At 69.5% G+C, this 13,265-nt stretch carries 10 protein-coding genes; 5 read left to right on the top strand and 5 right to left on the bottom strand.

The window, feature by feature from the left end:
* A complete protein-coding gene (locus IPJ61_RS07540; RefSeq protein ID WP_297104928.1) occupies nt 1–654 on the top strand; it encodes a YesL family protein in 654 nt (217 codons plus the stop codon).
* A gap of 9 nt (nt 655–663) precedes the next feature.
* Here IPJ61_RS07540 and IPJ61_RS07535 read toward each other — a convergent pair whose 3' ends face one another.
* Together IPJ61_RS07535 and arfA are read right to left on the bottom strand one after the other, a co-directional pair.
* Nucleotides 664–1,683 (bottom strand): LacI family DNA-binding transcriptional regulator, encoded by a 1,020-nt coding sequence (locus IPJ61_RS07535; RefSeq protein ID WP_297104925.1) that lies wholly within the window; start codon nt 1,681–1,683, stop codon nt 664–666.
* A gap of 97 nt (nt 1,684–1,780) precedes the next feature.
* Nucleotides 1,781–3,277 carry an arabinosylfuranosidase ArfA gene (gene arfA, locus IPJ61_RS07530; protein WP_297104921.1) on the bottom strand — a complete coding sequence of 499 codons (1,497 nt, stop codon included), beginning with the start codon at nt 3,275–3,277 and terminating at the stop codon, nt 1,781–1,783.
* 145 nt (nt 3,278–3,422) lie between these two features.
* Between arfA and IPJ61_RS07525 the strand changes: the two genes are divergently transcribed.
* From IPJ61_RS07525 to IPJ61_RS07510, 4 genes are read left to right on the top strand one after another with little or no spacing between them, the layout of a single operon-like run.
* The gene (locus tag IPJ61_RS07525; protein ID WP_297104918.1) at nt 3,423–4,259 is read left to right on the top strand and encodes a type 2 periplasmic-binding domain-containing protein; all 837 of its coding nucleotides are present in this window, start codon (nt 3,423–3,425) and stop codon (nt 4,257–4,259) included.
* Nucleotides 4,260–4,318: 59 nt separating this feature from the next.
* Nucleotides 4,319–4,732 carry a hypothetical protein gene (locus tag IPJ61_RS07520; RefSeq protein ID WP_297104915.1) on the top strand — a complete coding sequence of 138 codons (414 nt, stop codon included), beginning with the start codon at nt 4,319–4,321 and terminating at the stop codon, nt 4,730–4,732.
* 8 nt (nt 4,733–4,740) lie between these two features.
* Nucleotides 4,741–5,634 (top strand): carbohydrate ABC transporter permease, encoded by an 894-nt coding sequence (locus IPJ61_RS07515; RefSeq protein WP_297104911.1) that lies wholly within the window; start codon nt 4,741–4,743, stop codon nt 5,632–5,634.
* Nucleotides 5,627–6,508, top strand: a complete 882-nt coding sequence (locus IPJ61_RS07510; protein WP_297104908.1) for a carbohydrate ABC transporter permease — start codon at nt 5,627–5,629, stop codon at nt 6,506–6,508. Before IPJ61_RS07515 ends, IPJ61_RS07510 begins: the two co-directional genes overlap by 8 nt.
* Before the next feature lie 27 nt (nt 6,509–6,535).
* Here the strand turns inward: IPJ61_RS07510 and IPJ61_RS07505 are convergent, their stop codons facing one another.
* The 3 genes from IPJ61_RS07505 to IPJ61_RS07495 form a co-directional block, all read right to left on the bottom strand.
* Nucleotides 6,536–7,561, bottom strand: a complete 1,026-nt coding sequence (locus IPJ61_RS07505) for a LacI family DNA-binding transcriptional regulator (RefSeq protein WP_297104907.1) — start codon at nt 7,559–7,561, stop codon at nt 6,536–6,538.
* 98 nt (nt 7,562–7,659) lie between these two features.
* Entirely contained in the window at nt 7,660–8,517 is an 858-nt protein-coding gene (locus tag IPJ61_RS07500; protein ID WP_297104904.1) for a DNA-formamidopyrimidine glycosylase family protein, read from the bottom strand.
* Nucleotides 8,510–13,225: a DEAD/DEAH box helicase gene (locus IPJ61_RS07495; protein WP_297104901.1), complete on the bottom strand. Its 4,716-nt coding sequence runs from the start codon at nt 13,223–13,225 to the stop codon at nt 8,510–8,512. The genes IPJ61_RS07500 and IPJ61_RS07495 overlap by 8 nt, the downstream gene beginning before the upstream one ends.
* Nucleotides 13,226–13,265: the final 40 nt, after the last annotated feature.

Raw genomic sequence — 13,265 nt, 5'->3', positions numbered from 1 at the left:
GTGGCGGGCTCGGGCGAGGCCGGCGACTGGTCCCACGCGGCGATGCGCTGGCTCGGTCGCGTGACACAAACGGTCGAGGTCTCCGTGCTCTCGCTGCTGGGGACCGCTGCCGGTGCGGTTCTTCTCGGTTGGCTTCCCTCCGGGGTTGCCGCCTGCGACGTCCTTCACCGGCTCTTGTCGGAAGAGCCGAGCGGACAGCCGATCCGGGAGTATGCCGATGCGTGGCGCGCCAGCTTTGCGCGGGCTAACCGAGTCGGGTGGCCTGCGACGCTCGCCGTGGCCGTCCTGGCGCTGGACTTCTGGATCCTGCGGGGGTTCAGCGGTCCCTGGGCCGGGACGGCCCTGGTGCTCACCGCCGTCGTCGCGGCGTGGTTGTTCTTCGCCATCGGCTTCCTCGTCAACCTGCTGGCGCTTCCGGCGGCCGAGGAGGCTACGGCCTGGTCGCTGTGGCGCATCGCCCTGGTGATGCCCCTCGTGTCGCCTGGTCACGTGCTGGTGTGGTTGACCTGTCTGGCCTCGATCGGAGTCCTGGTATGGGTAGCCCCGGTGGCCGCGGTCCTACTTGCGCCCGGCCTCATCGCGCTTCTGACGGCCTGGCTGGCACGCAGGCGGCTGCACATCGTCGGCGTGCCCGTTGACCCGCGCCACCCCTGACCGTCGGCGTCAGCCGCTCGACTCCCGAACGACAACCTCGTAGTCGGCAAGGATGCGCTTAATCGGTGCTCGGCTCTCCAGGGGGAGGCGGGTCTCGCCGATCCTCAAGGTGAGCAGTTCGACCGCTTCGCGTGCGATCTGTTCTCTGCCGGGCGCGACGCTGGTGAGCGTTGGCCTCGTGTATGCCGCCTCGTCGATGTTGTCGAATCCCACGACCGCGACGTCGTCCGGCACTCGGAGACCATGGGAATGCAGGCTCCGCAGGACACCCATGGCGAGCGTGTCGTTCAGAGCGAAGACGGCGTCGAAGTCGACGCCGTCTTCGAGTAGTTCGTCGGTCGCGGTCGCACCGGTGTTGCGGTGCCACATCACGGTCGTCCGGATGAGGGCCTCATCGATGGGGAGCCCTGCGTCGCGCAAGGCCTCGCGGTACCCCTGTTCACGCAGCGCGGCCGAGCCTACCCGCTCTCCCGGGTGCGCGCCGACGACCGCGATCCGGCGGCGCCCCCGCTCAAGGAGGTGGCGGGTAACCGCCTTGGCTGCCTCGACATTGCTCATGGTGATGTGGTCGTTGACGGAGCCGAACACTCGTTCGCCGAGCAACACCAAGGGAAAGTCCACCCTGAAAAGACCGATGTCCTCCTGACCCAGCGCGAGCGGCGAGAAGATCAGGCCATCGGTCATGAGCCGTCGCTGACCGTGGAGCACGTCGATCTCGCGAGCACGGTCGGAGTTGGTCTGCTCGATCATCACGCGGAGCCCGACTGCCTCAGCCTCGCAGATGATCGAGTCGGCCAGTTCCGCGAAGTAGGGGAGCTTCAACTCCGGCAGCGCCACGCCAATCAGCCCGGTCCTGCCCTGCCGGAGGTTTCGTGCCGTGAGGTTCAGCTCGTAGCCGAGTTTGTCGATCGCGTCCTGCACCCGCTCCCTGGTCGCAGCGCTGACTCGTGGGTGGTTGTTGACGACGTTGGAGACCGTCTTCGCGGAGACCCCCGCGAGCTTGGCAACATCCTGCATGGTCGCCGCCATACCAGACCCCCTTCGATCGGTTCAGCGGTTGGCAGCGGCCATTGTGTCACAGGAGGCGATGCGGCCGGAGCGGCCCAGCCGCGTTCGCAGCGAGGGTTCAGCCGAGGCGCACCATCGACCAGCTGACCGGTGGCAGGTCGAGGGAGAGCTCGTCGTCGGTCAGCGAAGCCGAGGCGTTCGGCTGCGGCACGACGGAGTCGTGGTCACCGGCGCTGGCCTTGTACTGGTTGTCTTCGTTGTGGAACGTGACGGCCTCGACCAAGCGGGCGCCGGGGACGGTGGCCCGGACGGTGATCGTCTCGGTGGCGCTGCGGTTGACCAGGAAGACCGCGGTCTCGCCGGAGGCGACGTCGTGCGTGGCCACGGCGTCGATCGCCGGCGCCTCGCCAAACTGCGGGGAGTCGATGATCGGCGCGTCGAGATTGACGCGCAGCACCTCGCCCTGCGCGTGGCGAGCGGTCAGCGCGAACGGGTGGAAGATGGTCTGCTTCCACGCCGGACCGCCGACCTCGGTCATGATCGGTGCGATCACGTTGACGAGCTGGGCCTGGTTCGCGACCCAGACGCGGTCGGTGTTCCGGAGAAGGCTGATCAGCAGGTTGCCGACGACCACCGCGTCGGCGACGGTGTAGTTGTCCTCGAGCAGATGCGGAGCCACCGGCCAGTCGTCGCCGGTGGGGGTCTGCGAAGCCTCACCGTCGCTGTACCAGACATTCCATTCATCGAAAGAAATTCCGATCCGCTTTGTCGACTTCCTGGCGGCGGCTACGGCGTCGGCCGTCGCGGCGATGGAGGCGATGAAGCGGTCCATGTCGACGGCGCTGAGGAGGAACCCCTGCAGGTCTCCGTCCTTGACCCAGTAGTAGCTGTGCGCGGAGATCATGTCGACGTCGTCGAAGCACTCCTGCAGCACCTCGCGCTCCCAGGTGCCGAAGGTGGGCATGCCAGAGTTCGACGAGCCGCACGCAACCAACTCGAGGTCCGGGTTGACCATGCGCATGGCCTTCGCCGTCTGGCTCGCGATCCGGCCGTACTCGTGGGCCGTTCGGGCGGCGGTCTGCCAGGGACCGTCCATCTCGTTGCCGAGGCACCAGAGTGTGATCCGATGAGGCTCCTCGGCGCCGTTGGCCCGGCGCTGGTCGGAGAGCGTCGTGCCGCCAGGAATATTGGCGTATTCGAGGATATCTAGGGCCTCAGCCACGCCGCGGGTGCCGAGATTTACGGCCATCATCGGCTCGATGTCGGCCTTATGCGCCCAGTCCATGAAGTCGTCCAGGCCCACCCAGTTGGGGTCCGTGGAGTGCCAGGCGAGGTCGAGGCGCCGCGGCCGCTGGTCGCGCGGGCCGACGCCGTCCTCCCAGCGGTACCCGGAGACGAAGTTGCCGCCGGGATACCGGACGGTGCTGACGCCCAACTCCCGCACGAGCTCGATCACGTCGCCGCGGAAACCCTTGGCGTCGGCGGTGGGATGGCCGGGCTCATAGATGCCCTCGTACACGCACCGTCCGAGGTGCTCGACGAACGACCCGAACGTGCGTCGGCGGACGGGTCCGACGACGAAGTCCGGTGTGAAGGTGATGCGCGCTTCGCTCATGGTCTTCTCCTGAGGGTGAAGGGTTCGGCTGTCTCTGGTGCCGCGCCGGTGCGGTCGACTCACACTAACACGAATGCGTTGACATCGATGTAAATTTGACTTACTGTCGGGCGGCAGGACCACCAACGGAGGAGGTCATCCGCAAATGACACCTATTTCCACACGACTCAGCCGACGGCGGCTGATCCAAGGGGCCGGCGCGATCGGCGTGGCAGGCGCCCTGTCGGCCTGCGCTTCGGCGACGGCAGACGGGCGCGTCCCCGTACAGCTCTGGCACCTGTTTACCGGCGGCGACGGCGGCGTGTTCCAGAGCATGATCCAGACCGTGCAGGAGAGCCTGCCGGAGTACCAGATCAACCCCGTCGTCCTCACCTGGGGCGGGCCCTACTACACGAAGCTGACCATGGCGTCGGTGGGCGGGCGCGCGCCCGACCTCGCCGTCATGCACCTGACCAGGGTCTTCGGCTACGCGCCCGGCGGGCTCCTCGACCCGTGGGATCTCGACAGGCTCGCCAGCATGGGCATCACGGAGGACAAGTTCCAGCCTGCGCTCTGGGAGCGGGCCTTCGTGGGCGACAAGATGTATGCGCTGCCGCTCGACTTCCACGCGTTCGTGCAGTTCTTCAACACGGACATCTGCGGCCAGGCCGGCGTCCTCGACGGCAATGGTCGGCTCGTCGGCGTCGATTCGCCTGACGGCTACGTCGAGGTGGGCCGAGAGGTCGCGAAGGTTACGGGCCAGCAGGGCATCAGCTACGGCTACACCTCCGACGGTGCCCAGATGTCGCGCATGTTCTGGGGTCTTTACCACCAGACCGGCGCCGATGTCGTCCTCAACCCGGGCTCCCAGGCCGTGTTCGACACGGACGCAGCGGCCGAGGTCGTCAAGTTCGTCCAGTCGTGGCTCGATGACTCCATCGCGCTGCGTAACCAGGACTACGGCAGTTCGCTCGCGTCTTTCTCCAACGGTCGCTCGGGCTGAACTGGAACGGCAACTGGGAGGTTGCCACCTTCAAGGGGGCGGAACTCCCCTTGGGCGCGATGTCGTGCCCGCAGATCTTCGACCGCCCCGGAACGTACGGCGACGCGCACTCCTTCGTGCTGCCGCACCAGAGCGTCGTCGACGAGGAGCGCCGCGAGGCTGCCTACCGCATCGCGGCGGGCATGCTCCAGAACTCGCTCGACTGGGCGCAGGGCGGCCACATCCCCGCCTACAAAGACGTCGTCAACTCTCCCGAGTACAAGGCCATCAAGCCGCAGTCCGACTATGCCGATGCGATGGAGAACCCGGTTTTCGACCCGCAGGCCTGGTTCACCGGCTCCGGTTCGACCTTCCAGGGCACCTTCGGCGTGCCGATCGAGGAGGCATGGCTCAACTCCGCAGACCCGGGCAAGACCGCCCAGCAGCTGAAGGACATCCTGAACGCCGCCCTCCAGACCCAACCCCCAGCGTGAGGTGAGACATGGCTAACACAACCTCTCGCACGACCGCCCGCACCGGAAGCGGCTGGCCGTTCGTCGCGCCGTTCCTGCTGCTGGTCGTTGCGTTCCTGATCGTGCCCACGCTCTACGGCGTCGGCCTCTCGTTTACGAGCCAGTCCCTCATGGGACGCGGCGGCTTCGTCGGCTTCGACAACTACGTGAAAGCGTTCTCTGACCCTGTCATGTGGCAGACCATGGGCAACACCCTGCTCTTCACGCTGCTCAGCACCGTCCCGCTCGTCGTCGTCGCGCTCGCGATGGCGCTGCTCGTGCAGACCGGAATGCCAGGGCAGTGGCTGTGGCGGTTCGCGTTCTTCGCCCCGTACCTGCTGCCCGTCGCCGTCGTCGTCCAAATCTGGGTGTGGCTCTTCCAGCCCCAGCTCGGCCTCATCAACAACGCGCTCGAGGCCATCGGCATCCCGGGCCCGCAGTGGCTGACCCAGCCCGGCGTTGCGATGTGGGCGATGGTGATCCTGACGCTGTGGTGGACGGTGGGCTTCAACTTCCTGCTGTACCTCTCCGCGCTCCAGGCCATCCCCGACCACCTTTACGAGGCGGCCTCGATCGACGGCGCGGGCCCCTGGCGCCGTCTCTGGTCGATCACCATGCCGCAGCTGAACGGCACCACGATGCTGGTCGTCGTGCTCCAGGTCATCGCATCGCTGAAGATCTTCGACCAGATGTTCATCGCCTTCAACGGGGGCCCCGGTCCGCAGGGCTCGACGCGGCCGATCCTGCAGTACGTCTACGACACGGGCTTCACCGACTACCGGGTCGGCTACGCGTCGGCCATCAGCTACGTCTACTTCGCGCTGATCATCCTGATCACGCTCGTCCTGCAGTTCATCATCCAGAGGAGGAACCGCAATGTCTAGGGCAACTCACGCCGCGGAGCTGAAGCGGGCGCGCACCCTCGCGCTCGGCAGCTCGAAGACCGCGCGCATCCTCGCGGGCGGCGTGCTCGTCCTGCTCGCCGTCACTTGGCTCGTCCCCTTCGTATGGGCCGTCGTCACCGCGTTCAAGACGGAGCTCCAGGCCCAGCGGCTTCCGCTGGAGTGGATCCCCGCGGACGGCTTCACGCTCGAGCAGTTCCGCACCGTGCTCTCGCGCGGCGACGTCCTGCTGTGGATGGGCAACACGTTCATCATCGCCAGCATCGTCACGGTCGTCGGCGTCACCGTCTGCGCGCTCGCGGGATACGCGTTCTCGCGGACGAGCTTCCGCGGCCGCAACTGGCTGTTCGCGGGCACGATCGCGCTGATCATGATCCCGACGCAGATCCTGATCGTGCCGCTGTTCAAGCAGATGGTGCTGCTGAACGCCGTCGACACGTTCGCCGGCGTGATCCTGCCGCAGCTCGTTGCCCCGACGATGGTGTTCATCTTCAAGAAGTTCTTCGACGCCATCCCCCAGGAGATCGAGGACGCCGCCCGGGTCGACGGCGCCAGCCAATGGAGGATCTTCTCCGCCATCGTGATCCCGATCTCGCGACCGATCGTCTCCGCCGTCGCGATCTTCGTGTTCATCGGCGCGTGGAACAACTTCATGTGGCCGTTCATCGTCACGAACGACCCGGACCTGATGACGCTGCCGGTCGGCCTCGCCACGGTGAAGGACGCCTACGGCGTGATCTACGCCCAGACCATGGCCGCGGCGCTCGTCGCATCGCTGCCGCTGATCATCGTGTTCATGCTGTTCCAGCGTCAGATCATCAAGGCCGTCGCTACGACGGGCCTCGGCGGTCAGTAGCGCCAGAAAAGGGGAGTCCTCGGGCCGTCAGCCACGGCTCGTGGACTCCCTTTGCATGACCTGGAAACCGGCTTGGATGTTCTGCACGGGCAGGCGCCTGAGGGACGGGTCGGCCGCCTCGGCGATGCGGTACAGGAGCAGGCGAACCGCCTCCCGGGAGATCTGGGCGCGTCCGGGCTGGACGGTGCTGAGCGTGGGGTGGGCGAACGACGCGTCCTCGACGTCGTCGAAGCCGATCACGGCGATCGCGTCCGGCACCGCGATGCGGTGGACGTTCAAGCTGTGCAGGATGCCCAAGGCCAGAGAGTCGTTGGCCGCGAAGATGCCGTCGATGTCGAGGCCGTGGCGGAGGAAGCTGTCCATGATGCCCGCACCGGTGGTGCGATGCCAGGGCCCTGCCTCCACGATGAGGCGCTCGTCCACGGGGATGCGGGCCTCGGCGAGCGCCGCGCGGTAGCCGCGCTCGCGCAGCGCTGCCGACCCGACCACCTCGCCGGCGTGCGCCCCCATCATCGCTATCCTGCGGCACCCGGCGTCGATCAGGTGCTTCGTCGCGGCCTGTGCCGCCTCCACGTTGCTCATGGTCACGTGGTCGTTCGGGGAGCCGAAGATGCGTTCGCCCAGCAGTACCATCGGGAATCGCACGGAGAAGTGCTCGATGTCGTCGGGACCGAGCGCGAGTGGGGAGAAGATGACGCCGTCGACGATGCGGCTGGCGCTACCACGGAGCAGCTCAAGCTCACGCTCGCGGTCGCCGTTGGTCTGTTCGACGAGCACCCGTAAGCCCACCTTGTCCGCCTCGGCGATGATCGCCCCAGCGAGTTCCGCGAAGTACGGGACGCGCAACTCGGGCAACGCAAGGGTGATCAGGCGCGTGCGGCCGGTGCGCAGGTTGCGGGCGCTGATGTTGACCTCGTAGCCGAGGGCGTCGATGGCCTCCTGCACCCGGGTGCGGGTCTTCGCGGAGACATGCACGTACTCATTGACGACGTTCGAGACGGTCTTCACCGAGACGCCGGCCAGGCGCGCGACGTCCTGCATGGTCACTGCCACCCGGCACCTCCCTCAGCTGATCTACGGAACCATTGATCAATCGCTCCTCGGCTGCGGCGCACTGGATGATCAGTGCCTCCTAACCGTTGGGGAAAACCCTATCCCCTCCGGAGGTGCGCTCCGACCTGGCACCTTGGGCACCACCAGATGAGGCGCTCCTGGCCGGCCTGCGGGCCGGCGGCGCTGGAGGCTCCGCCCAGGGTGTCGGAGAGGATCGCCGTGCCGCAGCGCAGGCAGGGGCGGCCCTTCCGGCCGAAGACGAAGGTGGTCTCGCCCTTGCGGTGATCACCGGTGAAGGTGCGCACCGGGCTCTTCAGGTTGCCGCGCATCAGCTTGACTGCGAAGTCGACGACGGCGGGGACATCCACGTCGCGCACCGGGAGCGCGGGGTGGATGCCGCGGAGGAAGCAGACCTCGGCGCGGTACTCGTTGCCGATCCCCGCGAGGTTGCGTTGGTCGAGCAGCGCCTCGCCGATGCTGCGACCGGGATCCGCGAGGATCCGGCGGAGCGCCTCGTCGCGGCCGGTTGGATGCCACCGGCCGGGTGCTGCCCAGTCGTCGGCGAGAAGGTCGGGGCCGAGGTAGCCCATGTGTCGATCGAACTGGTCGGCGGGCCACAACTCGACCAATCCGAGGCTGTGGCCCACGAGTTCGATCCCTCCGGATACCTGCACGACGAGCCGTGCCGTGTGCGCCGGGCTGGACCAGCGGGTGCCGACGGCGTGAATCCGCCAGTTGCCCTCCATCCGCAGGTGCGTGTGCAGGATGCGGGTGCCCGCGTCGTCGTCGAGGCGCCAGAACAGGTGCTTGCCGTGCGGCCAGACCCGGGCGATGGTGGCGCCGTCGAGACTGGCCGTCGCGAGCTGCGGCACCCGGAAGCTGGAGCGCTCGACCGTGCGGCCGACCAGCGGCTGCAGCCGCTCGGACAACCGCCAGACGGAGTCGCCCTCAGGCACGGTGGGCCTCGATCGAGATGCCCTTTGGGGTAAGCCGTGCCCCGGCATCCAACAGTGCGGGCTCGAGCCCGCTGGCGCCGGGACGTGCGCCGTCGATCTCCTCGATGCGCAACCGCGACATTCGGCCCTCGGCGACGGCATCCTGCAGCGCCCGGACCACGAGGCCCGCGCGCTCCTCGCGGTGTTCGGCGCCGAAGAGGGTGAGCACCCGGCCGCCGCGGGTGAGGTGCGCGAGGCACACGCCGTCGGCGAGGACGACGATGGCACCCGCGGAGCGCGACGGCCGTGCCGTCGCGTGGTCGGGCCAGGGGAGCACGCTGCCGTACGGGTTGGCGGGATCGAGCGCGGCGAGGACCAGCGGGGCGGGGTGCCTCGTGCCGGACGGCCAGTCGCCCTGGTCCGGGGAGTCGGCGAAGCCGCGCAACTGACCTACCGTCTCCTGGGTGCTGAACTGCGCACCTCCCAACCCCTCGACGAGGTACCCCCGGATCAGCTTGCCCGCCGACTCGAGCTGTGCGAGCAGACGATAGGCCGCGGCGAAGCCGCCAGGGATGCCGTCGGTCGTGACGCCGCCGCGGGTGATCACGCCGAAGCGCGCGAGCCAGGAGGAGGCCAGCGCGAGAGCGGCGTCGGCTGGCGAGGGCTGCGGATCCCGGACGCGGTACCAGCGGCCGATCGCCGACGGCGGCGCGCCCGGGACGGTCAGCGCCCGACCGAGCCGCGGCAGGCGGGCGCGCCGCCGCGGTGACGGGCGTGAGGCCTTGTGCGCACCGCGGGTGGCGCCCCCGACGCGGGCACGCACGGGGGCCATGGACGCGGGCGCGATGGCGCCCTCTTCCGCGGTCCGCCACCACTCGTCGACGGCGGCGGTGCGCTCCGCGCCGTCAAGACTGGGAACGTTGCGCGTGGCGGCCCATCCGGCGAAGGTGCCGTCGCCCTCGGCCAAGGCGGTGGCGACCGCGAGAGACTGTTCGCTGGGCGGTGCGGCAGGTGGGGCGACCAGGTCGAGGTCGTCGGCCGGCACGATCGCCACCAAGGGATCGTTGGGACCCGCGGAGCCCCGCACGCGGATCATCGCCTCGCCCTCCGCGAGCAGGGCATCGAGGTGGGCAGGGGAGTAGTGCCGCAGACGGGCGGGCAACACGTGCGTCTCCCAGGCCGAGGCGGGCAGCGCGGCGCCGGCGAGGCCCTGCAGCGCGAGGAGCACCTCATCAGGGCTGGACTCCGGCCGGTCGTCGAGCTGCTGCGTCGAGGCCAGGAACCGCGCATACCCCGTCGCCGAGACCGGCTGCAGCTGGGCGCGGGCGCGGGCAAGGGACCGCGAGCGGAGCCGCCGCAGCACCTCCGGGTCGACGAAATCGGCGTCGGCGTTGCCGGGGGTGAAGCGCCCGGTCATCAGCCTTCGCGCCGCAGTCTCCCTTTCCAAGACCAGGCCGACCGTAGCCACGCCTAGCCCGAAGGCGGCGGCCACCTCGGCGGCCGTGAACGGCCCATGAGTGCGGGCGAACCGCGCCACCAGCTGGGTGAGGGGGTCGCGGCCCTCCGCGCTCGCGGGCGCCGAGCGGCCGAGAGGGAGCGGGATGCCGAGCGCGTCGCGGAGGAGACCGAGGTCCGCGGCAGCGACGAGGTGCGGCTCGCCGGCCAGCTGCACGACGGCGATTCGCGCGCCCAGCGCGGGGATCGCTTCGTCCGGGTCGAGCCCTTCAATGCGCTCTGACAAGGAACTGAGTGGGATCGGACCGAGGATGCGGGGAAGGTCGGAGAGGGCGTCGATGGTGCGAGCACGGCGGTCCGGCGCCGTGTGTTGCAGCTCGGCGGCGACTTCCTCTACGACGTCCGGATCGAGCAGCTCGCGGAGATCGAGCGAGCCGAGAGCGGCGGCCAGCAGCTCGGGGTCGAGCGAGAGCAGCGCGGCGCGGCGCTCGGCGAGCGGCGTGTCGCCGTCGTAGAGGAAGGCGCCGGGGTACCGGAAGAGGAGGGTGGCGGCGAACGGGCTGGGCTGTTCGGTGACCACCTCCACGAGCCGCACGCCGCCGGAGCGCAGCGCGCGCGCCAGCTCGACGAGCGCGGGAACGTCGTAGACGTCCTGCGTCACCTCGCGCACCGTCTCCAGCACGATGGGGAACCGTGGGTGGTGCCGGGCGACCTCCAGTAGCTGAGCCGAGCGCTGGCGCTGCTGCCACAGGGGCGCTCGCTTACCGGGGTTCGGCCGCGGCAGCAGCAGGGCGCGTGAGGCGCACTCGCGGAACCGGCCGGCGAACAGCGCGGTGCCGCCCACCTGCTCGGTGACGATCTGAGCCACCTCGTCGGGCTCGGGGAGGAGGAACTCGGGCAGGCGCTCGATGGCGTCGGAGTCCGGCAGGCGGAAGACGATGCCGTCGTCCGCGGCCATGGGCTGGATGTCGAGGCCGGCCTCGCGGGACAGCGCCTCGCCGATCACGAGCGCCCACGCGGCAAGCACCCGCCGACCGAGAGGGGAGTGTACGACGACCCGCCAGTCGCCCAGCTCATCGCGGAACCGCTCGAGGACGACGGTGGCCTCGTCGGGCACGACGCCGGTTGCGGTGCGCTGCTCGGCGAGGTAGCGGGCGAGGTTGGCGCGCGTGTTGTCGTCGAGGTATGCGCCGTCGAGCCGCTCGGGCTTGCGGGCCGCCTCGCGCTGGAGGCGCCCGATCTGACGGCCGAGCTCCGCGGGGCGTCCCTCGTCCTCGCCCTTCCAGAACGGCAGCCGCCCGGTGTTGCCGGGGGCGGGGGAGACGCGCACCTGGTCGCGGGTGATCTCCTCGATCCGCCACGACGACGCGCCGAGCGTGAAGACGTCGCCGACGCGCGACTCGTAGACCATCTCCTCATCCAGTTCCCCTACGCGCCGCGCCCCCTGTTCGTCGCCGACGAGGAAGACGCCGAAGAGGCCGCGGTCGGGGATGGTGCCGCCTGACGTCGCGGCCAGCCGCAGTGCCCCCGGGCGCGCGTACAGACGGTGGTCGTCGCCGAGGACGAGGCGTGCGCGAAGGTTCCCGAAGTCCGCTGAGGGGTAGGCGCCGGTCAGCAGTTCGATCGTCGCGTCCAGGAGCGAGCGGTCGAGAGAGGCGTACGGCTGGGAGCGCCGCACCGTCGCGTACCACTCGTCGATGTCGAGGCCCGCGTCTCCCGCCCCCGCCGCGGCGGCCACCGTCTGCTGGGCCAGAACGTCCAGCGGAGCGCGCGGGACCCGCAGCTCCTCGATCTGCCCAGCGAGCATCCGTTCGGTGGTGACGACGGCGGCCGCGAGGTCGCCGCGGTGGAGCGGATAGACGTCGCCCGCGGACACGGCGCCGACGACGTGCCCTGCGCGCCCGATCCGCTGCAACGCGCTCGCCACCGACGGCGGCGCCGACACCTGGATGACACGGTCGACTGCGCCCATGTCGATGCCGAGTTCCAGCGAACTCGTGGCTACGACACAGCGCAGCTCGCCGGACTTCAGCGCGGCCTCGACCTGGGCGCGCTGCTCCTTGCTGACCGACCCGTGGTGCGCCCGCGCAATCACCAGGGGCGCTCCCCGCCCTGTGCCCGACTGGGCGATGATCTGCGAAGGCGGCCGTGCGGGGATCGGCGGGAGGGTCGCGGGGTCGTTCTCCTCGGCCCACAGCTCGTTCAGCCGGGCGGTCAGCCGCTCTGCTGTGCGCCTGCCGTTAGTGAAGACGAGCGTCGAGCGTCCCCTCTTCACCGTCTCGTAGACCTGCTGCTCGACGTGCGGCCAGATCGAGCCCGTCGGCGCGTCCGCGGTCAGCGTGTCAGTGTTGGAGCCTGCAAGCAGGGGATCGATGGCGACCTGTCCGTCGAGACCGATTGCGGGTGCGCCGCCTGTTTCCATCGTCGAGGCGGAGGCTCGTGCGGGGCCGGGTGGTGTCGGCGCAGGCCCGGGGTCTGCGATGTCCTCTACGGGGAGCCGGACGGTGACGTCCCAGCGCTTCTCAGCGGGCGGTGCGACCACGGTCACGGGCCGGTCGCCCCCGAGGAAGGCGGCGACGCGCTCGATGGGCCGCACCGTCGCCGACAGCGCCACGCGTTGCACGTCGTGCCCGACCAGAGCGTCAAGGCGTTCCAGGCTGAGTGCGAGGTGGCTGCCGCGCTTGGTGCCCGCGACGGCGTGGATCTCGTCGACGATCACGGTCTCGACACCGGTCAGCGTCTGCCGTGCGGAGCTGGTCAGCATGAGGTACAGCGATTCGGGAGTGGTGATCAGGATGTCCGGCGGCCGCCGCAGCAGCGCCGCGCGCTCCCTCGACGTCGTGTCGCCCGACCGCACGCCTACCGTCACATCGGCGAGCGGGACACCGAGCCGTTCGGCCGCGAGCCTGATCCCGGTCAGCGGCGCGCGTAGGTTCCGCTCGACGTCGACCCCGAGCGCTTTCAACGGTGAGACGTAGACGACCCTCGTGCTCGCCCGAGGTTGCGGACCCTGTGAGACGACGCCGTGCCCGGCCTCGCCCGGGCTCTCGTTGCGCCGGCGCGTCGTCTCCTCAAGGAGCGATGAGGTCAAGGAATCGATCGCCCAGAGGAAAGCCGCCAGCGTCTTGCCCGACCCGGTCGGCGCGACGACGAGCGCGTGCTCGCCGGCGGCGATCGCCTGCCACGCCTTGGCCTGCACGGCCGTCGGCGCGGGGAACACACCGGCGAACCACTCCCTCGTGGGAGGGGAGAAGCGCGCCAGCGGGTCGGTCATGGAAGAAGTCTGCCAGCCGCCACTGACAAGGCGAGCCCGG

Origin of the sequence: Tessaracoccus sp. (assembly GCF_016714275.1) — a bacterium.
In the GTDB taxonomy this organism is placed as follows: Bacteria; Actinomycetota; Actinomycetes; order Propionibacteriales; family Propionibacteriaceae; genus Arachnia.
Note: the sequence above shows the minus strand (reverse complement) of the source record. Positions and strands in the feature narration are given on the sequence as shown.

Coding starts and splice junctions, on each gene's coding strand:
- IPJ61_RS07535 (WP_297104925.1), bottom strand. CDS start 1,683: ATGGCGGCGACCATGCAGGATGTTGCCAAGCTCGCGGGGGTCTCCGCG.
- arfA (WP_297104921.1), bottom strand. CDS start 3,277: ATGAGCGAAGCGCGCATCACCTTCACACCGGACTTCGTCGTCGGACCC.
- IPJ61_RS07525 (WP_297104918.1), top strand. CDS start 3,423: ATGACACCTATTTCCACACGACTCAGCCGACGGCGGCTGATCCAAGGG.
- IPJ61_RS07520 (WP_297104915.1), top strand. CDS start 4,319: ATGTCGTGCCCGCAGATCTTCGACCGCCCCGGAACGTACGGCGACGCG.
- IPJ61_RS07515 (WP_297104911.1), top strand. CDS start 4,741: ATGGCTAACACAACCTCTCGCACGACCGCCCGCACCGGAAGCGGCTGG.
- IPJ61_RS07510 (WP_297104908.1), top strand. CDS start 5,627: ATGTCTAGGGCAACTCACGCCGCGGAGCTGAAGCGGGCGCGCACCCTC.
- IPJ61_RS07495 (WP_297104901.1), bottom strand. CDS start 13,225: ATGACCGACCCGCTGGCGCGCTTCTCCCCTCCCACGAGGGAGTGGTTC.